We start from the raw sequence: 17,492 nt of genomic DNA, 5'->3' as shown, positions 1-17,492 counted from the left end.
TGTGAATTTTGCTTGGTTCACCGCCGCCGGCCGCCCCCGGACAATGACAGTCACATTCAACTCCGGGGTGCTCCCATGAAACTGAAACCACTTGCCGGCGCGCTGCTGTTTGCCAGCCTGCTGAGCCAAACGGCCATGGCCGATGTCAGCCTGCTCAACGTGTCCTACGACCCGACGCGCGAGCTGTACCAGGAGTTCAACGCCGCCTTCGCCAAGCACTGGCAGGCGCAAACCGGCGAAACCGTCAGCGTCAAGCAGTCGCACGGCGGCTCCGGCAAGCAGGCGCGCTCGGTGATCGACGGGCTGGAGGCGGACGTGGTGACGCTGGCGCTGTCCAACGACATCGACGAACTGCACCAGAACGGCGCACTGGTGCCGGCCAACTGGCAAAGCCGCCTGCCACACAACAGCACGCCGTACACCTCCACCATCGTGCTGCTGGTGCGCAAGGGCAACCCGAAAGCCATCCGCGACTGGAACGACCTGGCCCGCCCCGGGGTGGAGGTCATCGCCCCCAATCCGAAAACCGGCGGCGGCGCACGCTGGAACTACCTGGCGGCGTGGGGCTACGCGCTGCAACAGCCCGGCGGCAACGATGCCAGTGCCCGCGCACTGGTGCAGAAGATCTACCGCAACGTGAAGGTGCTGGATTCCGGCGCCCGCGGCTCGCTGGTCACCTTCTCGCAGCGCGGCATCGGCGACGTGCTGATCTCGTGGGAAAACGAGGCCTTCCTCGCCAGCAAGGAGCTGGGGCCGGACAAGTTCGACATCGTGGTGCCGTCGGTGTCGATCCTGGCCGAGCCGCCGGTGAGCGTGGTGGACAAGGTGGTCGACAAGCGCGGCACGCGCAAGGTGGCGGAGGCCTACCTGCGCTACCTGTACAGCCCGCTGGGGCAGGAGCTGGCGGCGCAGAACTACTACCGCCCGCGCGACGCCAAGGTGGCCGCCAAGTACGCCGCCCAGTTCAGCAAGGTGAAGCTGTTCACCATCGACCGGGTGTTCGGCGGCTGGGCCCGCGCGCAGAAAACCCACTTTGACGATGGCGCGATCTTCGACCAGATCATCAGCCGTTGAGGTTGCCGCGCCGGAGCAGGCACCGTTCCCGGCCCGGCGCGTGCCCCATTACACCGGCAACATCGCGGCCCAGCGCTGCTGCCTGGCTTGCCGCCACGCTGCAGCGCGAGCGGGCCTCCCGGCGCAGCGAAGCTGCCGTGTCTCGCACCAAGGTTGGCCGCAACCCGGCGGGCCGCGCGCGGCAGCTGCCATGGCGGGCCTGCCCACGGTAACACCACTGCCGGCGCTGACCGTCCTAGCTACGCTGCAACGGCAGCTGCCGGGCCAGATAGTCGACCAGGCACGCCACCCGCGGTGCCAGCTGCCCCTGCTTGTAGAACACCGCCCAGACCTGCTGCCGCCACGGTAGCACCTCGGCCGCCAGCACCGACTGCAGCCGGCCGGCACGCAGGTCGTCGCCGACCAGAAAATCGGCGAGACAGGCAATGCCGGCGCCGGCCAGCGCCAGATGGCGCAGCGTCTCGCCGCTGCTGGCGCTCAGCGCCGGTTCGACCGGCCAGCCGTGCTGCCCCGCCTGTGCCAGCGGCCACACATTCAGCGCCGCCGGACTGCTGAAACCGAGCAGGCGGTGCTGCGCCAGCGCCGCGGCCTGTGCCGGCTGGCCGCAGCGCTGCAGGTAGTCCGGCGCCGCCACCAGCCGCAACGGGCTGCTGCCGAGCAGGCGCGCGTTGAGGGTGGAATCCGCCAGCGCACCGACGCGGATGGCGACATCGGCCCCCTCCTCGATCAGGTCGACAATCGCTTCCGCCCCGGTCAGCTCCAGCCGGATCTGCGGGTAGGCGGCCAGGAAACCGGGCACCAGCGGCGCCAGCAGGTGGTTCAACACCGGGCTGGCGGCATTGACGCGCACCACGCCCGCCGGTACGGCGGCACTGGCCTGCAGCCGGGCCTCGGTGTCACCCAGGCGCGCCAGGATGTCGCGGGCGCGCTCCAGCAGCCAGCGCCCTTCTTCGGTCAGCTCCAGCCGGCGCGTGGTGCGCGTGATCAGGCGCACCCCCAGCTGTGCCTCCAGCCGCGACAAGGTGCGGCTGATGCCGGACGGCGTCTGCTGCAACCGGGCCGCGGCGGCGGAAAAGGAGCCGCCATCTATGATGGCGACAAAGGCAATCAGCGCATCGGTGGCAATCATTATTGACTCCTAGTCAAAAGTATTTGGCAGTAGAGACGGTTTTTCCGTGGCTGGCAAGCGGAGACAATCGCCGCACACCCACCAACCGGAGCACATCATGCCTCTTGCCCTGTGGGCGCTGACGCTCAGCGCCTTTGCCATCGGCACCACCGAATTTGTCATTGTCGGGCTGATCCCGACCATTGCCGCCAACCTGCAGGTATCGCTGCCTTCTGCCGGCCTGCTGGTCAGCCTGTACGCGCTGGGGGTGGCCATCGGCGCACCGGTGCTCACCGCGCTGAGCAGCCGCCTGCCGCGCAAGCCACTGCTGCTGGGACTGATGGCGCTGTTTACCATCGGCAACCTGGTGGCGTGGCAGGCGCCGGGCTACCAGGCGCTGATGGCCGCCCGCGTGCTGACCGGTCTGGCGCACGGCGTGTTCTTCTCCATCGGCGCCACCATCGCCACCAGCCTGGTGGCCAAGGACAAGGCGGCCAGCGCGATTGCACTGATGTTCTCCGGCCTGACCGTGGCACTGGTCAGCGGCGTGCCGCTGGGTACCTGGATCGGCCAGCACTTTGGCTGGCAGAGCACCTTTCTGGCGGTGTCGCTGCTGGGGGTGATCGCCTTTGTCGGCAGCCTGCTGCTGATCCCGCGCAACATCACCACCCCGGCGGCCGGCGGCCTGCTCGCCCAGCTGGCGGTGCTGGGCCGGCCACGGCTGCTGCTGGTGTACGCGATGACGGCGCTGGGCTATGGCGGCTCCTTCATCGCCTTTACCTACCTCGCACCGATCCTGCAGCAGGTCAGCGGCTACGCGCCGTCCAGTGTCGGACTGGTCATGCTGGTGTACGGCGTGTCGGTGGCATTCGGCAATATCTGGGGCGGCCGGCTGGCCGACCGGCACGGGCCGGTGCGCGCGCTGCAGGTCATCTTCCTGCTGCTGGCGCTGGTGCTGCTGGTGCTGACCTTTACCGCCAGCTCGCCGTGGCTGGTGCTGCTGACGGTGCTGGCCTGGGGTGCGGTGGCGTTCGGCAATGTCGCCGGCCTGCAGGTGTACGTGGTGCAGCAGGCGGAGCGCGAAACGCCGCATGCGGTGGACGTGGCCTCCGGGCTCAACATCGCCGCCTTCAATGTCGGCATCGCCGGCGGCGCCTGGGGCGGCGGCCTGATCGTGAGCAAGCTGGGCTTGCTGGCCACGCCGTGGATCGGCGCGCTGGTGGTGCTGGGCGCGGTGGGGCTGACCAGCTGGTCCGGACACCTGGATCGCCGCGCCGGCATCGGGCCGCGGCCGCTGGCGTCGTCACTGCGCGGGCACTGAACCCGGCGACGGCACGGCAAGGTTGGCCGCAATGCCAACACCGCCCCGGCCGCTACGGCGGGGGCGGTGTGCCCAGCGCAAATTCGGTACGACGGTGCGGCCGGCTCAGGCAAAGCCGAAGTCGCGCAGCGCCTCCAGGTCCTTCAGCACGATATCGCGGCCGCGCACCTCGATCAGGCCCTCGTCCGCCAGCTGGTGCAGCACGCGGGAGAAGGTTTCCGGCGTCAGGTTCAGCCGGGACGCGATCAGGTTCTTGTTGACCGGCAGGTGCACCACCGAGCCGCTGCTGGCGTCGTCTTCCACCTGCAGCAGGTAGCCGACCACGCGTTGCACCGCGCTCTCCACCGAGTAGCGTTCCACGTCGCGCACCAGGCTGTGCAGGCGCAACGACAGCCCGGCCAGCATGCGCTGGGCAAAGGCCGGATCCTGCGCGATGGCGCCGAAGATCACCTCGGCGCTGACATGCAGCAGCAGGCCGTCCTCGACAAACTGCGCCATCACCGGACACGGCCGGCGCAGGAACATCACCGCCTCGGCAAAGCTCTGGCTCGGGTGCAGGATTTCCATCACCTTCTCGGTGCCGTTCTGCGCGGTCAACGCCAGCTTGACCTTGCCGTACACCACCAGATACATGCCGTCACAGGGATCGCCCTTCTGGAAGATCACCTGCCCCTTCTGGCCGCGCACCTCGCGGGTGCCGGGCACCAGCGCCTCGCGCTGCGCCTCGGACAGCTGCTGGAACAGTGGCTGATGCTGCAAAAAGGTCCGAATATCAATCTGGTTCATTGCTGTTTTCCTGCGGATGTCGCACCCGCGCGTAGGGGGATGCTGCAAGGCTACGCGCGGCCGGTGCGCGCCACCATGCGCCAAAAGGCGGTGGCACCCTAGCCGAAAGAGCTAGTCGTGCCCCGCCGCCTGCGGCCAACCCTGGCCGGGATGGTCAGCCGTTCGTGGCCGGTGTGGTCGCTGAATCAGGCCTGGCCGGCGCTAATGGCTGGTGCCTTCCGACCGCGTCACCTTGTTGTACACGTTGTACTTGCCGATCGGCTTCATCATCGGCAATGCCGCCACCTCCCGGAACGTCGCCGCATCGACCACCACCAGCTCGCCCGGCGTTTCCATGATGCTGACCAGCGCGTAGCGGCCGTCGCGGGTGAATTCGACGTGGGCATTGGTCTTGCCCGGCCGCAGCGTCAGCTGGCGCACTACCTGCAGCGTGCGCTTGTCGATGATGGACAGCGTGTCGCGGCGTGGCGACATCATCGCGTCCACCCAGGCGTAGGGTGTGTTTTCGTGGCTGCGCAGGAAAAAACCCGGCCCCGGCGTGGCGATGTTGGCCGCCACCTGCCAGCGGTCCATGTCGATCACCGTCACACGGCCGCCCTTCAGGTTCGGCGTCGCCATGTAGTGATGGCCGTCCTGCTCGAAGGTGATGCCGGAGCCCAGGTGCGGCATGCCATCCAGCGGCAGCGTCGCCACCTTGCTGCGCGCGTCGAGGTTGATCACCTGCGCCTGGCCGTCGCGCGAGGCCGCCATCACGTGGCGATAGCCGCTATCGAAAAAGAAGTCGTCCAGCACCATGGACAGCGGCGTCACCCGCGGATTCAGAAAACCGGACACGGCCAGCCCCTCGCCCATCTGGTAGTCGTGCACCAGGCCGGGATAAATCTTGTCGGCCTGCGGGTTGTAGGAGATTTCCCACAGCTCGGCGGCGTCCTTCAGCGCCACCACGAAGCTCTGCCGCGGCGCGGCGTCGTACACCGCCGACACCCGCGACGCCTTGCCGGCGCGGTCTTTTACCTCGATGGTCTTCACCGGCTTCAGGCCGTTGGCGTCGAGCAGCACCAGCGTCTCCGGCAGGGTGTTGCCGGCTAGCACCCAGCGCCCGTCGCCGGACACCGCCACGTTGCGAGTGTTCAGCCCGACGCGGATCTCGGCCACCGTCTGCAGCGTGTACAGGTCGTACTGCGTCACCCAACCGTCGCGGCTGGCAAAGTAGACAAAACGGCCGTCGGGCGAGAACTTCGGCCCGCCGTGCAGCGCGAAGCGGCTCTTGAAGCGGGTCAGCGGCGTGAAACGGTCGCCGTCCAGTACCGTGACATGGTGATCGCCGGCCTCCACCACCACGAACAGGTTGTGCGGATCAACGTTGGCCGCAAAGCCTGGCCGCGGCGGCAGCTTGGCCGGATCGAGATATTGAATGCGCGACGCGGCGGTGTCCGCCTCGCGCCACACCGGTGGCGCCGCCGGCGGGGTGGCCAGCCAGGCGGCCAGCTCGCCGATGTCGGCGTCGGACAGCGTGCCGGCAAAACCGGCCATCTGCGTGGCGGCGCGGCCGTCGCGGATCACCGCCAGCACCTCGGCCGGTTTGATGCGTTCCAGGCTCTGCGGCAGCAAAGCCGGTGCCATCGCACCCATGCGTTGCGCGCCGTGGCAGCTGAGACAGTGCTGCTGGTAGAGATCGGCGGGATTGGCGGCAGTGGCCGCCAGCGGCAGGCTGGCACTGGCGGCCAGTAACAGGCAGGCGAGTTTCATCGGCTGCCCTCCGCCTGCGGCACGATGCGCTGCCACGCCGTCAGCTGCGGCAGCGGATAGGCACCGTCCGCCACGCCGATCTCGGCGTCGCTGAGATAGCAGGCCGGATCGGAGGCCCAGAAGTCGTCGCTCAACTCCCACGCCCGCACCCGGGTATTGCCGTTGCAGATCGCCAGATGGGCACAGGCGGCGCAGCGGCCGTGCACCGGCCGCGGCCGCTGCTTGAGGCCGGCCATCAGCGGATGCGACACGTCCGGCCAGATCGCGGAAAACGGCCGCTCGCGCACATTGCCCAGCGTCACCTTCCACCACATGGTGTCCGGGTGCACATTGCCGAGGTTGTCGATATTGGCGACGTTGACGCCGCTGGCGTTGCCGCCCCACTGCGTCAGGCGCTGGCGCAAGGCGTCCAGCTGCTCGGGGTAGTGCCGCGCCGCCCACTGCAGCAGGTAGACGCCGTCGGCGTCGTTGTTGCCGGTGACGAATTCCTTCGCCGTGCCGGCCCGCAGGTGGGCGAGACAGGACTCGATCAGCAGCTCCATCGCCCAGCGCGTGCGCGCGTGGCGGGCGTCGCTGTCGCGGTGCTTGTTGCCGCGTCCGGCGTAGTTGAGGTGCGAGAAGTAGAACTTGTCGATGCCTTCGTCGCTCACCAGCTGCAGCAGCGCCGGCAGGTCGTGGGCGTTGTCCTCGGTCATGGTGTAGCGCACGCCGACCTTCATGCCGGCGTCGCGCGCCAGGCGGATGCCGTTCAGCGCCAGCGCGAAGCCGCCGTCGAGACGGCGGAACTTGTCGTGGGTGGCGCCGATGCCGTCGAGGCTGACGCCGACATAGTCGAAACCGACCTCGGCGATGCGGCCAACGTTGGCCGCATTGATCAGCGTGCCGTTGCTGGACAGGCCGACGTAGAAGCCCATTTCCTTGGCGCGGCGGCCGATGTCGTAGATGTCCGGGCGCAGCAGCGGCTCGCCGCCGGACAGGATCAGCACCGGCACGCCGAAGGCCTTCAGGTCGTCCATCACCGTGAACACCTCGGCGGTGCTCAGTTCACCGGCGAAGTCCTTGTCGGCGGAGATGGAGTAGCAGTGCTGGCAGGTCAGGTTGCAGCGGCGGATCAGGTTCCAGATCAGCACCGGGCCGCCAGGCTGGCGCGGCGGTGCGACGGGAGCGGGTTGCAGCAGGCTTTGCAGGTAGTGGGTGAGACGCAGCATGACAGCCTCCGGCAATGACGATGGCGTCATCGTCGGACTTGTCCCGCCCGCGCTCCTTGACCGCAGTCAAGGCTTGCCGGTCCGGCCGGCCATACCGCTCAGTGCCAGTGTAGCGGGTGCTCGTTCAGCCACTGTTTCAGGTAGTGGCCGCCGCGCGCGATGCCGATCACGATGCCGGCGCCGGCCAGCGCCGCCAGCAGCAACAGCGGCAACCACGGCTGCGACATGAACAGCACCAGCACGAAGATGGCGGTGAATAAATAGGCGCCGTTATACCAGCCGCGCTGCTTGCGTAAGGATGTCATGATGCGTCCCTCCGCGACCTGCCCCTGCCGCATGGCGGCGGACAGGCCGTTACCGTTTCGCGCCCTGCGGCGCTTACTTCATTGTAGTGCCTGCCGCGCCACGCGCTGGCGCCCGCCGTTCCCAAGCGGCGCGCCATCGCCTATCATCGCCACCCGTCCCGACATTGCAAAGCCACTCCATGCGTCACCTGATCATCGTTACCATCCTGTGGGCGTTTTCCTTCAGCCTGATCGGCGAATACCTGGCCGGCAAGGTCGACAGCGACTTCGCCGTGCTGCTGCGCGTGCTGATCGCCGCCGCGGTGTTCCTGCCGTTGACCGTCTGGCGCGGGCTACCGGCGCGGCTGGTGGCCGGCTTCTGGCTGGCCGGCGCGCTGCAGTTCGGCGTCACCTACCTGTGTCTGTACCGCAGCTTCAGCGTGCTGACGGTGCCGGAGGTGCTGCTGTTCACGGTGCTGACGCCGATCTACGTCACCCTGCTCGACGACGCACTGGCGCGCCGTTTCAACCGCTGGGCGCTGCTGGCGGCCGCGGTGGCGGTCGGCGGCGGCATCATCATCCGCTTCCAGCCGCTGGAGGGCGAATACCTGACCGGCTTCCTGCTGCTGCAGCTGGCCAACCTCACTTTTGCCGCCGGCCAGGTGCTGTGCCGCCGCCTGTTGCAGCAATATCCGGTGTCGCAGCCGCTGCACCGCTTCTTCGGCCATTTCTTCCTCGGTGCGCTGTTGCTGGCGCTGCCGTCGTACCTGATCTTCGGCAACTCGGCGCGTCTGCCGCACACCGCGATACAGTGGGGGGTGCTGGTGTACATGGGGCTGTTCGCCACCGCGCTGGGCATGTACTGGTGGGTGAAGGGCAGCACCCGCGTCAGCGCCGGCACGCTGGCGATCATGAACGAGCTGCACGTGCCGGCCGGCCTGCTGGTCAACGTGCTGATCTGGAACCGCGACGCCGACCTGCCGCGCCTGGCACTGGGCGGCACGGTGATCCTGGCCTCGCTGTGGATCAACCGCCTGGGCCGGTCGCGCCTGCCGGCCCCGGCCGCCAGCTGAGCGGGCTGCATGAAAACGTTGGCCGCAAGCACTTGGTGCTTGCGGCCAACGTTTTGTCTGGCGGTGCGGTTTACGCTAGCCGGATTCGGGATTCGGACGCTAACGCCGCGCGCTCAGCACGGGCGTGTCGCCGGCGGACTGCGCCGCGCCCTTCATACAGGCGCGGCCAGCGCAGGCTTCAAGCCGCGGCGCGGCATCGCCGTAACGCTCACGCCGGCTGCGGCGCACAACCGCCGTCACCGGGCAAGGAATGATCCTGCGGTAACGGCAGGTACGGCTCGCCGCCCTTCTTCACCTGGTACATCGCATCGTCGGCGTGGCGCAGCAGCGCCTGTGCGGTGTCGCCGTGCTCCGGATACAGCGCGATGCCGATGCTGGGCAGAATGCGCAGACTGTGGCCGTCGATGGTCAGCGGCTGGTCCAGTGCCCCGCGCAGCTTGTCGGCGGTCGGCAGCGCGTGTTCCGGCTGCTGCAGGCTTTCCAGCAGCACCACGAATTCGTCGCCGCCGATGCGCGCCACGGTGTCGGCCTCGCGCACGCACTGCTGCAGCCGCCTGGCCACCGCGTGCAGCAGCTGGTCGCCCACCGCGTGGCCGTGGGTGTCGTTGACCTGCTTGAACTTGTCGAGATCGAGATACAGCAGCGCCAGCCGCCCCTGCTCGCGCCGCGCCCGCGCCAGTGCAGTGTGCAGGCGGTCGAACAGCAGGCCGCGGTTGGGCAGCCCGGTCAGCTCGTCGTACTGCGCCATGTACTGCAGCCGCGCGTGCAGCTGGTGACGCTCGATGGCGGTGGCGATCTGATTGGAGACGAACTGCAGCAGCTCCTTGTCCTTTTCGCCGTAGCGCACGCCACCGCAGTAGCTTTTCAGCACCAGCGCGCCGATGGTGCCCTTGGAGGAATTGAGCGGCACCCCCAGCCAGCACAGCGACTTGCGGCCAACGATCTGGCGCAGGTGCGCCGGAAAATCGGCCAGCGTCTCCGGGGTCAGCAACAGCGGCTGGCCGCTACGGATCACCTCGGCGCAGAGCGTGCCGGCGGCCGGCTTGCGCAGCAGCGGCGTCGGCTCCTGCACATCGGCGTGGTAGGGAAAGCTCAGCTGGTCGCGCGCCGCGTCGTACAGCGCCACCGCGAAATTCTGCGCCGGCAGCAGCTCGCCGATGATGTGGTGTATGCGCCGGAACAGCGCCAGCATGTCCTCCGCCGCGTGCGCCGCCTCGGAGATGGCGTACAGCGCCGCCTGCATCGAGGCCGCCTGCTTCAGTTCGGTCACGTCGCGCGCCACCGCCACGCGCACCTGCTCGCGCTCCGACCAGCGCGCCGACCACATGATGTGCACCACCTGCCCGTCCTTGCGCAGGTAGCGGTTCTCGAAGTGGGGCTTGGGCTGGCCGGCCATGATCTGGTTGGCCGCCTGCAGCGTGCGCGGCCGGTCTTCCGGCAACACCAGCTCGATCATCGGCTTGCCGATCATCTCTTCCGGCGCGTAGCCGAAAATGCGTTCGCAGGCGGCGCTGACGAACACGAAACGGCCCTCGGCGTCGACCACGCAGATGGCGTCGAGCATCAGGTCGATGATATTGCCCAGCGGCGCGCAGGTGTTGGTTTCCATATCGGCAAGCATACCGGCAATTGATATTGGCGGGCAGTGCCTGCAAACCGTTCATGCATCTGTACTGCCGCTAGCTGAAGTGTTGGCGATAGCCGTGACAATTTCCAGTGCCGCCGGCAAAAAAAATGCCCGGCAGCGCAGCGACACGCGGCGTGGCGCGGACTCAGATGCGCAGCCCGCTCTTTTTCAGCATGCGGGTGGAGAACAGTACCTCGTGACCGCGACAGGCGGTACCCAGCAGCTGGCGGATGGCGGCCACCTGCTGCATCACCTCGTCGCGGCTGCTGCCGTGGCACATCGCGAACAGGCTGTACGGCCACTGCGGCAGCCGGCGCAGGCGCCGGTAGCAGTGACTGACATACGGCAGGCCGCCGACCCGCTCGCCCAGCGCGTCGATCTGCGCATCGTCGACATCGAACACCGCCATGCCGTTGGCGGCGTAGCCGATGGCGTAGTGATTGGGCACCGCGCCGATGCGGCGGATGACGCCGTTTTGCAGCATGCGCCCCAGCCGCAGGCAGACCTCGTCTTCCGTCATCGCCAGCGCTTCACCCAATTGCCGGTACGGCTGCGGCAGTAGCGGCAGCCCGCCCTGGCTGGCGCGGATCAGCTGCCGGTCGCGCTCGTCCAGCTCTACCTCGTGATTGCCCTGCGTGCTATCCGGCAGCGTGCCGACCGGTGCCTGGCCGCCGACGGTAAACCGCATGCCGACGTAGTACTCGCGCAGCTTGGGGAAGTCGTATACGCGCAGGTCGGTGGCGGTCTCGATGTCGATGATGGCGTCGGCGATGCCGCCGGGGGTGGCGGTGGCCAGTACGAACCACATGTTGAAGTGGTGCTCGCGGCGGTAGTTGTGCGCCACCGCCGGCAGCGCGCCCACCTGCGCCGCCACCGCGTCGAAGCGCGCTTCCGGCACCGCCAGCGCCGCCAGCACGAAGGCACCGCCCATGCGCTCGATCTGGTACATCGGGCCGAAACGGGTCAGCACCCGCCCGGCCAGCAGCCGCTGCAGCCGTTTCAGCAGTACCGCCTCGCCCAGGCCGATGCTGTCGGCGACGGCGGCATACGGGCGCGGCAGCAGCGGGAAGCCGCCCTGCAGCGTGTCGATGATCAGGCTGTCCAGCGCGTCCAGCGTCGCATCCGGCACGTCGGCCGCGTGCGAGGTGTCGGCGGCGGGCGCGGCCAGGGGCAGTGGTGCGTTCATGGCAGGACTCCGGTCAGTAACGGGCGCCGCGCTGGGTGTAGCGGCGGGTGGAAATCAGCACCGCCTGCGGCAGCGCGGCCAGGCCGTGGCTTGCGGCCAACCTTTGCGCGGCGGCGTGGGCGCTGGCGGCATCGCGGGCGTGGATCATGCAGAACAGGTTGTACGGCCAGTGCGCGCCCTGCGGCGGCCGCGCGTAGCACAGCGTCACCGCCGGGTCGGTGGCCAGCGCCGTACCGATGGCGTCGCGCGCCGCCGCCGGCACCTGCCACACGCACATCGCGTTGGCGCGAAAGCCCAGCTCGTGGTGGCGCAGCACCATGCCGAAGCGGCGGATGACGCCGCTGGCGACCCAGCATTGCAGCCGCTGCAACACCTCGTCCTCGGGGAGGCCGCAGGCGTCGGCCAGCAGTGCGAACGGGCGAGGCTGCAGCGCGATGCCCTCGTTCAGCGCCGCGATCAGGCGCCGGTCGCCGTCGTCCAGCAGCGGCGCGGACGGGGTCAGGGTTGGCCGCCGTGACGGGCCGTCAGCACCGAGGGCAAAACCGAGGTCAATGTGGTATTCGTGCTGCAACGGCAGGTCCAGCGGCGGGTAGCCGGTGCGGCTGGCGATCTGCGCCAGCGCGGCGTCGATGCCGGCGCGATCCGGCGCGGTGAGAACGAACCACAGGTTGTAGTGGTGCTCGCGCGCGTAGTTGTGGTTGACCTGCGGCAGCGCGCTGATCTGCGCGGCGATGGCGTCGCGCTGCGCCGGTGGCACCGCCAGCGCCGCCAGCGTGCTGACGCCGACGGTATTGGGGGCGAACACCGCGCCGAGGCGGCCAAGCAGGCCGTCGGCGCGCGCCTGTGCCAGCGCCGCCAGCAAGGCGTGCTCACTGATGCCCGCCTGCTCTGCCAGCAGGCGGAATGGCTGCGGCTGCAACGGAAAGTCGCGCTGGTAGCGGTCCAGCAGCGCCAGCAGCGGCGCGGGGAGCACGCCAGGTTCTCGCGGCGCGCCCATCACATGCCCATCCGACCGGCGCGCCAGCTGAAGAAGATGCCGGAAGGGTTGGCCGCCGGCAGTTCGCGCCGCGTCTGGAAGGTGGCGGTGTCGATCACCACCAGCTTGTCGTCGTCGCGGCTGGACAGCCACACCGCGTCGCCACGGGCGGTGAATTCCATGTGCAGGATGGCGCGGCCCGGTTTCAGCGTCCGGATCACCTGCATCGTCGGCACGTCGATCACCTGCACCGTGTCGTTGTGCGGAAAGGCAAAGTTCACCCACACCCGGCGCCCGGATGGCTCCGCCATCACGAACACCGGCTGGCCGTATACCGGCACCCGCGCGACTTCCTGCCAGCTGCGGTTGTCCGCCACCAGTACCTCGTGAAGGCCGATCGCCGGCAGGAAGGCGTAGTCGCCGGCGATGCTCCAGCCGCGCAGGTGCGGCATCTTGTACACCGGCTGCTTGTCCCGGCCCTGGCCATAGCCGGGCAGGATGCGGCGCACCCCGGCCTGCGGCTGCCAGTTGTCCAGCAGGGCCAGGCCGTCGTCGCCGTACAGGCCGGCGATGTAGTAGCGGCCGTCGCTGCTGGCGAGGCCGTCGTAGGGATTGCGGCCAACGTTGCGGTATTTGGTGACTTGCGACGCGCGCGGCGTGGCGGCGTCCAGCACCCAGATCTCGCCGGCCTCGAACAGGCTGAAGGCGAAGCGGTTGCCGGGCAGGTCGGCCAGGCCGACCACCTTGGACGGCTGGCCGTTGTCGTCCACGGCCGGGATGTCGGCCAGCAGCGCCAGCGTGTCGGCGTCGAACAGCTTGACCCCGCCCGGGCTGTAGTTCTGCGCCGCCACGATGCGGCCATCGCTGGAGATGGCGCCGCCGATGCTGTTGCCGGCCTGCAGCACCCGCGCCACCAGCTTGCCGGCGAGGATGTCGACCTTGCTGATGCCGCCGTCGCGGCCGAACACGTACACGTAGCGCGCGTCGCGGCTGTACACCAGCGAGGCGTGCGACAGGTCGCCCAGCCCACCGACGCGCGCCAGCATGGTGTTGCTGCTGTTGCTGACCACCTGCACGCTGCCGGCGGCGCGCTCGATCACCACGCCGAGATCGCCACTGCCGCGCAGCGCCGGCGTGGCGCAACCGGCCAGCAGCAGCATGGCAGCCGCCGCTGCGGCCAACCTTGTCATCGCCTTCATGGTGTCACCCCCTGCTGCAATTGCCGGATCAGCCACTGCGCCTCGGCCTCGCTCATGAACGGCCGCCACGGCGGCATCGCGCTGCCGGGACGGCCATCGAGCAAGGTGGCGACCAGGCTGTCGCCGGGCTTGCCGGCCAGCGCGGCGGCGGTCAGCGGGCTGCCGAGGCCGCCGTTGAGGGTCAGCCCGTGACAGGCGCCGCAGTCCTCGCGCAGCAGGTGGCGCAGCTCGGCGACGCGTTGCGGTGCGGGGGAGACGATGCCGCTGTCGGCATAGACGGCTTCGGAGATGAACAAGGCGGCGCAACAGCCCAGCAGCAGGCACTTAGCGGTCAGCGTACGGCAACAGGCAGGCAGTTTCATGGCGGGATTCCGGTCAGGCTTTCACGGCAGCAGGCGGCGCCTGCTGCGATCAAAGTCCGTGCCGCGGCGACCAGCCCGAAGCGGGCCGGCGTGCGGCAAGAAGCGGGACTTACTGTGCCAGCACCCACTTCACCAGCAGCTTGATGTCGGCATCCGGCACCTGCGGGTTGGGCGACATCGGGATCGGGCCGAAGCTGCCGGCGCCGCCCTTCTTCACCTTCTCTTCCAGCTTGGCCTGCATGTTCTGGCCCTTGTACTTGCTGCCGATGTCCTTGAACGCCGGGCCGACCACTTTCTTGTCCATGCCGTGACAGGCGAAACAGTTGTACTTCTTCGCCAGCTCCGGCGAGGCGTTGGCGCTGGTGGCCAGCAGCAGGCCGCCACTGAGCAGCAGTGCGGTAAGCAGGGATGTTTTCATGATGATCTCCGTGGCGGGCCGGATCGCGGCCCGCGCTGAGGGTTAGTAGACGTCGTGCTGGGTGTTGTAGACGTTGAACTTGCCGGTCGGGGTAATCAGGCGCTTGTCCTTGATCACCGCCTTGCAGCTGCGGGTCTTGTCATCGACCACCACGATGGCCGATTCCTTGTTCTTGGCGCTCCACACCGAGAACCACACCTCGTCGCCGCCCTTGTTGTACTCCGGCTGCACCACGCGCTTGGCACCGTCGTCCGCGAGCTTGGCGCAGGCGGCCACGTCGATCACCTGCGGCCCTTTGGCCAGGTTGTTGATGTCGTAGACCGCCACGCTCTGGCTGACCTTGGCATCCGGGTTCAGCGGGGTATCCACCCACAGGTTCTTCGATTTCGGATGGGTCTTGATGAACAGCGAACCGCCACCCTGGCCCTTGAACACGCTGACCGCCTTCCACGCGTACTGCGGATGTTTCACCGGATCGGTACCGATCAGCGTCACGTCCTCGCTGCCCAGGTGCGAGGTACTCCACACCGGACCGTATTTCGGATGCACGAAGTTGGCGCCGCGGCCCGGGTGCGGGATCTTGCCGACATCGACCAGCGCCGCCAGCTTGTCTTCCTTGGTGTCGACCACCGCGATCTTGTTGGAGGCGTTGGCGGCGACCAGGAAGTAGCGCCCGCTGCTGTCGAAGCCGCCGTCGTGCAGGAACTTGGCGGAGTCGATGGTGGTGGTTTTCAGGTTATTGAGGTCGGAGTAATCGACCATCATGATCTTGCCGGTTTCCTTGGCGTTGATCACGAATTCCGGCTTGTAGTGGCTGCCGACGATGGAGGCTACCCGTGGCTCGGGGTGGTACTCGTTGTCCACGGTCATGCCGCGGGTGGACACCACCTTGCGCGGCTTCAGTGTGTCGCCGTCCATGATCACGAACTGCGGCGGCCAGTAGGTGCCGGCCACGGCGATCTTGTCCTCGAAGCCCTTGAACTTGGATGTTTCCACCGAGCGCGCTTCGAGGCCGACCTTGACCTCGGCGACGTTGTCCGGCTTCGGCAGCCACAGGTCGATCAGGTTGAGGCGGGCGTCACGGCCGATCACGTACAGGTAGCGACCGGATTTGGACAACCGCGAGATGTGCACCGCGTAGCCGGTCTTGATGATGTTGATGATCTGCTTGCTGTCGCCGTCGATCAGCGCCACTTCGCCGCTGTCGCGCAGGGTGACGGAGAAGATGTTGTCCAGGTTGTAGCTGTTCATCTTCCTGGTCGGGCGTTTTTCCACCGGCAGGTAGATCTTGCGCGACTTCTCGATGTCGGCCAGCGAGAATTCCGGCGGGGTTGGCGGCTCCTGCTGGATGTAGCGCGCCATCAGGTCCACGTCCTGCTCGCTCATCTCGCCGGAGGTCTGCCAGTTCGGCATCCCGGCCGGGCTGCCATAGGCGATGAACACCTTCAGGTAGTCGGTGCCCTTGCCCAGCGTGATGTCCGGCGTCAACGGCTTGCCGGTGGCACCCTTGCGCAACACGCCGTGACAGCCGGCGCAACGCTCGAAGTAGATCTGCTTGGCGCGCTCGAATTCGACCTTGGTGATCGGCGGCGCCTTGGGGTTGATGTTCTGGTGCATCTCCTGCTGAGACTGGGCCGCCGGACTGCCGGCGGCGTCCGCCAGCGCCAGCGATGCAGCGAACGGCAAGGTTGCCAGTAATACGCCCTGTGCAAGTGCACTTATCCTGAAGCTTTTCATGATGCTCTCCACCACGCTATGAGGGAATTCATGCGCGCATCATCCGCCGGTGGTGACATTGGCATCATTGATTCGTATCAACGGATCGGAATCCGGTGCCAGACGGCGTGAACTTGTCGTCCGCCGCCCTTGCCCGCGGCGGCGCCTTGCCGCAGTGCACAAAAAAAAGGCGCCGTTGCCGCCGCCGCGCCTTGTGGCCGCAGGCCGGCAGCGCCTATGATGTCGGGCTGGTCTCTCTCTCGCTGCCCCCGCTACCGATCATGATCATCCACTCTCGTCACAACTGGTTCGAGCTGCTGTTCGTCTGGCGCGGCTCGGTACTGCCGCGCATCCTGCCCCGGCTGTGCCTGGTGTTCTTCATCTCGCTGCTGTCCGCCTTTGCCACCAACTGGTGGATCAGCCAGCACGCGCAATCGTCGCTGAACATCTACATCTTCACGCTGATGGGGGTGTCGCTGGCGATCTTCCTCAGCTTCCGCAATTCGGTCAGCTACGAACGCTTCTGGGAAGCGCGCAAGCTGTGGGGCACGCTGCTGATCGTGGCGCGCACCCTGGCTGGCAAGCTGCTGGCGGTTGCCGACGCGCGGCCGGAGTCGCGACAGATGCTGCACGGCATCTGCGCCTTTGCCTATGCGCTGAAAGGCCAGCTGCGCCAGGACGACGTCGCCGCCCACCTGCAGCGGCTGCTGCCGGCGGCGGAATGGCAGGCGATCGCCGACGCGCCCGGCAAGCCGGGGCTGATCCTGCTCTACCTGCACCGCCTCAATGCCAGCCTGCGCCACAGCGGCAGCATCGACCAGTGGCAGTGGCAGAGCGTCGACCGCAATCTGGACGCGCTGTCCGACGTGGTCGGCGGCTGTGAACGCATCCGCAATACGCCGATCCCGTTCACCTACCGTGTGCTGCTCAACCGCACCGTCACCATCTACTGCATGCTGCTGCCGATCGGGCTGACCACCAGCATCGGCTGGCTGACGCCGTTGATCGCGGTGTTCATCGCCTACACCTATATGGCACTGGACGTGCTGGGCGAGGAACTGGAAGAGCCGTTCGGCAAGGAAGGCAACGACCTGCCGCTGACCGCGCTGTGTTACGGCATCGAGTCCGCGGTATGCGACATGCTGCGCCAGCCGGTGCCGGTGCCGGCACCGCAGCCGGACGGTGTCTACCTGTACTGAGCCGCGCCCCGGCGCATCAACAAAAAAGGTTGGCCGCAACATTGCGGCCAACCTTTTTTGCTGGGCAAGCGCATGTCAGAGCGTGTTCATGATCTCGGTGCTCACGCGAGACAAGGCGAAAATGGCTGAGGAAGCGGCATTTATCCAGACATGAACAAGCATTCCGAAGACGCTTTCAACGCCGTATCGCGCCATTGCGATCAAGT

Annotated in this window: 16 protein-coding genes; 4 read left to right on the top strand and 12 right to left on the bottom strand. The window is 67.6% G+C overall.

What is annotated here, in order from left to right:
* The first annotated feature begins 75 nt into the window (after positions 1–75).
* Positions 76–1,074, top strand: a complete 999-nt coding sequence (locus C8E02_RS03160) for a sulfate ABC transporter substrate-binding protein (RefSeq protein WP_120809613.1) — start codon at positions 76–78, stop codon at positions 1,072–1,074.
* A 235-nt stretch (positions 1,075–1,309) separates the two neighbouring features.
* Here C8E02_RS03160 and C8E02_RS03155 read toward each other — a convergent pair whose 3' ends face one another.
* Positions 1,310–2,203 carry a LysR family transcriptional regulator gene (locus C8E02_RS03155; RefSeq protein ID WP_211329148.1) on the bottom strand — a complete coding sequence of 298 codons (894 nt, stop codon included), beginning with the start codon at positions 2,201–2,203 and terminating at the stop codon, positions 1,310–1,312.
* Positions 2,204–2,300: 97 nt separating this feature from the next.
* Between C8E02_RS03155 and C8E02_RS03150 the strand changes: the two genes are divergently transcribed.
* On the top strand, positions 2,301–3,503 hold the full coding sequence (locus C8E02_RS03150; RefSeq protein WP_120810075.1) for an MFS transporter: 1,203 nt from the start codon (positions 2,301–2,303) through the stop codon (positions 3,501–3,503).
* 105 nt (positions 3,504–3,608) lie between these two features.
* Here C8E02_RS03150 and C8E02_RS03145 read toward each other — a convergent pair whose 3' ends face one another.
* The 4 genes from C8E02_RS03145 to C8E02_RS03130 form a co-directional block, all read right to left on the bottom strand.
* Entirely contained in the window at positions 3,609–4,289 is a 681-nt protein-coding gene (locus C8E02_RS03145; RefSeq protein WP_047967256.1) for a Crp/Fnr family transcriptional regulator, read from the bottom strand.
* Between the two features lie 201 nt (positions 4,290–4,490).
* Complete coding sequence (locus C8E02_RS03140) at positions 4,491–6,038, bottom strand: nitrite reductase (protein ID WP_120809611.1); 1,548 nt, start codon at positions 6,036–6,038, stop codon at positions 4,491–4,493.
* Positions 6,035–7,246, bottom strand: a complete 1,212-nt coding sequence (nirJ, locus tag C8E02_RS03135) for a heme d1 biosynthesis radical SAM protein NirJ (RefSeq protein ID WP_120809610.1) — start codon at positions 7,244–7,246, stop codon at positions 6,035–6,037. Before nirJ ends, C8E02_RS03140 begins: the two co-directional genes overlap by 4 nt.
* Positions 7,247–7,344: 98 nt before the next feature.
* Positions 7,345–7,551, bottom strand: a complete 207-nt coding sequence (locus C8E02_RS03130) for a hypothetical protein (RefSeq protein ID WP_120810074.1) — start codon at positions 7,549–7,551, stop codon at positions 7,345–7,347.
* 179 nt (positions 7,552–7,730) lie between these two features.
* Here C8E02_RS03130 and C8E02_RS03125 point away from each other — a divergent pair, with 179 nt between their 5' ends.
* On the top strand, positions 7,731–8,603 hold the full coding sequence (locus C8E02_RS03125) for an EamA family transporter (RefSeq protein ID WP_120809609.1): 873 nt from the start codon (positions 7,731–7,733) through the stop codon (positions 8,601–8,603).
* A 208-nt stretch (positions 8,604–8,811) separates the two neighbouring features.
* Here the strand turns inward: C8E02_RS03125 and C8E02_RS03120 are convergent, their stop codons facing one another.
* The 7 genes from C8E02_RS03120 to C8E02_RS03090 form a co-directional block, all read right to left on the bottom strand.
* A complete protein-coding gene (locus tag C8E02_RS03120) occupies positions 8,812–10,212 on the bottom strand; it encodes a diguanylate cyclase domain-containing protein (protein ID WP_120810073.1) in 1,401 nt (466 codons plus the stop codon).
* 163 nt (positions 10,213–10,375) lie between these two features.
* Positions 10,376–11,416, bottom strand: coding sequence for a siroheme decarboxylase subunit beta (ahbB, locus tag C8E02_RS03115; RefSeq protein ID WP_170152085.1), 1,041 nt, complete (start codon positions 11,414–11,416; stop codon positions 10,376–10,378).
* Between the two features lie 13 nt (positions 11,417–11,429).
* Positions 11,430–12,389 (bottom strand): siroheme decarboxylase subunit beta, encoded by a 960-nt coding sequence (gene ahbB, locus C8E02_RS03110; protein ID WP_245961052.1) that lies wholly within the window; start codon positions 12,387–12,389, stop codon positions 11,430–11,432.
* 23 nt (positions 12,390–12,412) lie between these two features.
* Complete coding sequence (locus C8E02_RS03105; protein ID WP_120809607.1) at positions 12,413–13,591, bottom strand: cytochrome D1 domain-containing protein; 1,179 nt, start codon at positions 13,589–13,591, stop codon at positions 12,413–12,415.
* On the bottom strand, positions 13,588–13,953 hold the full coding sequence (locus tag C8E02_RS03100; protein WP_120809606.1) for a c-type cytochrome: 366 nt from the start codon (positions 13,951–13,953) through the stop codon (positions 13,588–13,590). The genes C8E02_RS03105 and C8E02_RS03100 overlap by 4 nt, the downstream gene beginning before the upstream one ends.
* 109 nt (positions 13,954–14,062) lie before the next feature.
* Entirely contained in the window at positions 14,063–14,371 is a 309-nt protein-coding gene (locus tag C8E02_RS03095) for a c-type cytochrome (protein ID WP_047967249.1), read from the bottom strand.
* Positions 14,372–14,413: 42 nt separating this feature from the next.
* Positions 14,414–16,108 (bottom strand): nitrite reductase, encoded by a 1,695-nt coding sequence (locus tag C8E02_RS03090; protein WP_120810071.1) that lies wholly within the window; start codon positions 16,106–16,108, stop codon positions 14,414–14,416.
* Between the two features lie 260 nt (positions 16,109–16,368).
* On the opposite strand from C8E02_RS03090, the gene C8E02_RS03085 reads away from it, so the two are divergent.
* Positions 16,369–17,286 carry a bestrophin family protein gene (locus tag C8E02_RS03085; RefSeq protein ID WP_120810070.1) on the top strand — a complete coding sequence of 306 codons (918 nt, stop codon included), beginning with the start codon at positions 16,369–16,371 and terminating at the stop codon, positions 17,284–17,286.
* Positions 17,287–17,492 lie beyond the last annotated feature (206 nt).

Source organism: Vogesella indigofera, from assembly GCF_003633895.1.
Taxonomy (GTDB): Bacteria; Pseudomonadota; Gammaproteobacteria; order Burkholderiales; family Chromobacteriaceae; genus Vogesella; species Vogesella indigofera.
This window is presented reverse-complemented; position numbering and strand designations above follow the sequence as displayed.

Excerpts from the sequence above, each read along its gene's own strand:
- C8E02_RS03160 (WP_120809613.1), top strand. The coding sequence starts at position 76 with ATGAAACTGAAACCACTTGCCGGCGCGCTGCTGTTTGCCAGCCTGCTG.
- C8E02_RS03155 (WP_211329148.1), bottom strand. The coding sequence starts at position 2,203 with ATGATTGCCACCGATGCGCTGATTGCCTTTGTCGCCATCATAGATGGC.
- C8E02_RS03150 (WP_120810075.1), top strand. The coding sequence starts at position 2,301 with ATGCCTCTTGCCCTGTGGGCGCTGACGCTCAGCGCCTTTGCCATCGGC.
- C8E02_RS03145 (WP_047967256.1), bottom strand. The coding sequence starts at position 4,289 with ATGAACCAGATTGATATTCGGACCTTTTTGCAGCATCAGCCACTGTTC.
- C8E02_RS03140 (WP_120809611.1), bottom strand. The coding sequence starts at position 6,038 with ATGAAACTCGCCTGCCTGTTACTGGCCGCCAGTGCCAGCCTGCCGCTG.
- nirJ (WP_120809610.1), bottom strand. The coding sequence starts at position 7,246 with ATGCTGCGTCTCACCCACTACCTGCAAAGCCTGCTGCAACCCGCTCCC.
- C8E02_RS03130 (WP_120810074.1), bottom strand. The coding sequence starts at position 7,551 with ATGACATCCTTACGCAAGCAGCGCGGCTGGTATAACGGCGCCTATTTA.
- C8E02_RS03125 (WP_120809609.1), top strand. The coding sequence starts at position 7,731 with ATGCGTCACCTGATCATCGTTACCATCCTGTGGGCGTTTTCCTTCAGC.
- C8E02_RS03120 (WP_120810073.1), bottom strand. The coding sequence starts at position 10,212 with ATGGAAACCAACACCTGCGCGCCGCTGGGCAATATCATCGACCTGATG.
- ahbB (WP_170152085.1), bottom strand. The coding sequence starts at position 11,416 with ATGAACGCACCACTGCCCCTGGCCGCGCCCGCCGCCGACACCTCGCAC.
- C8E02_RS03105 (WP_120809607.1), bottom strand. The coding sequence starts at position 13,591 with ATGAAGGCGATGACAAGGTTGGCCGCAGCGGCGGCTGCCATGCTGCTG.
- C8E02_RS03100 (WP_120809606.1), bottom strand. The coding sequence starts at position 13,953 with ATGAAACTGCCTGCCTGTTGCCGTACGCTGACCGCTAAGTGCCTGCTG.
- C8E02_RS03095 (WP_047967249.1), bottom strand. The coding sequence starts at position 14,371 with ATGAAAACATCCCTGCTTACCGCACTGCTGCTCAGTGGCGGCCTGCTG.
- C8E02_RS03090 (WP_120810071.1), bottom strand. The coding sequence starts at position 16,108 with ATGAAAAGCTTCAGGATAAGTGCACTTGCACAGGGCGTATTACTGGCA.
- C8E02_RS03085 (WP_120810070.1), top strand. The coding sequence starts at position 16,369 with ATGATCATCCACTCTCGTCACAACTGGTTCGAGCTGCTGTTCGTCTGG.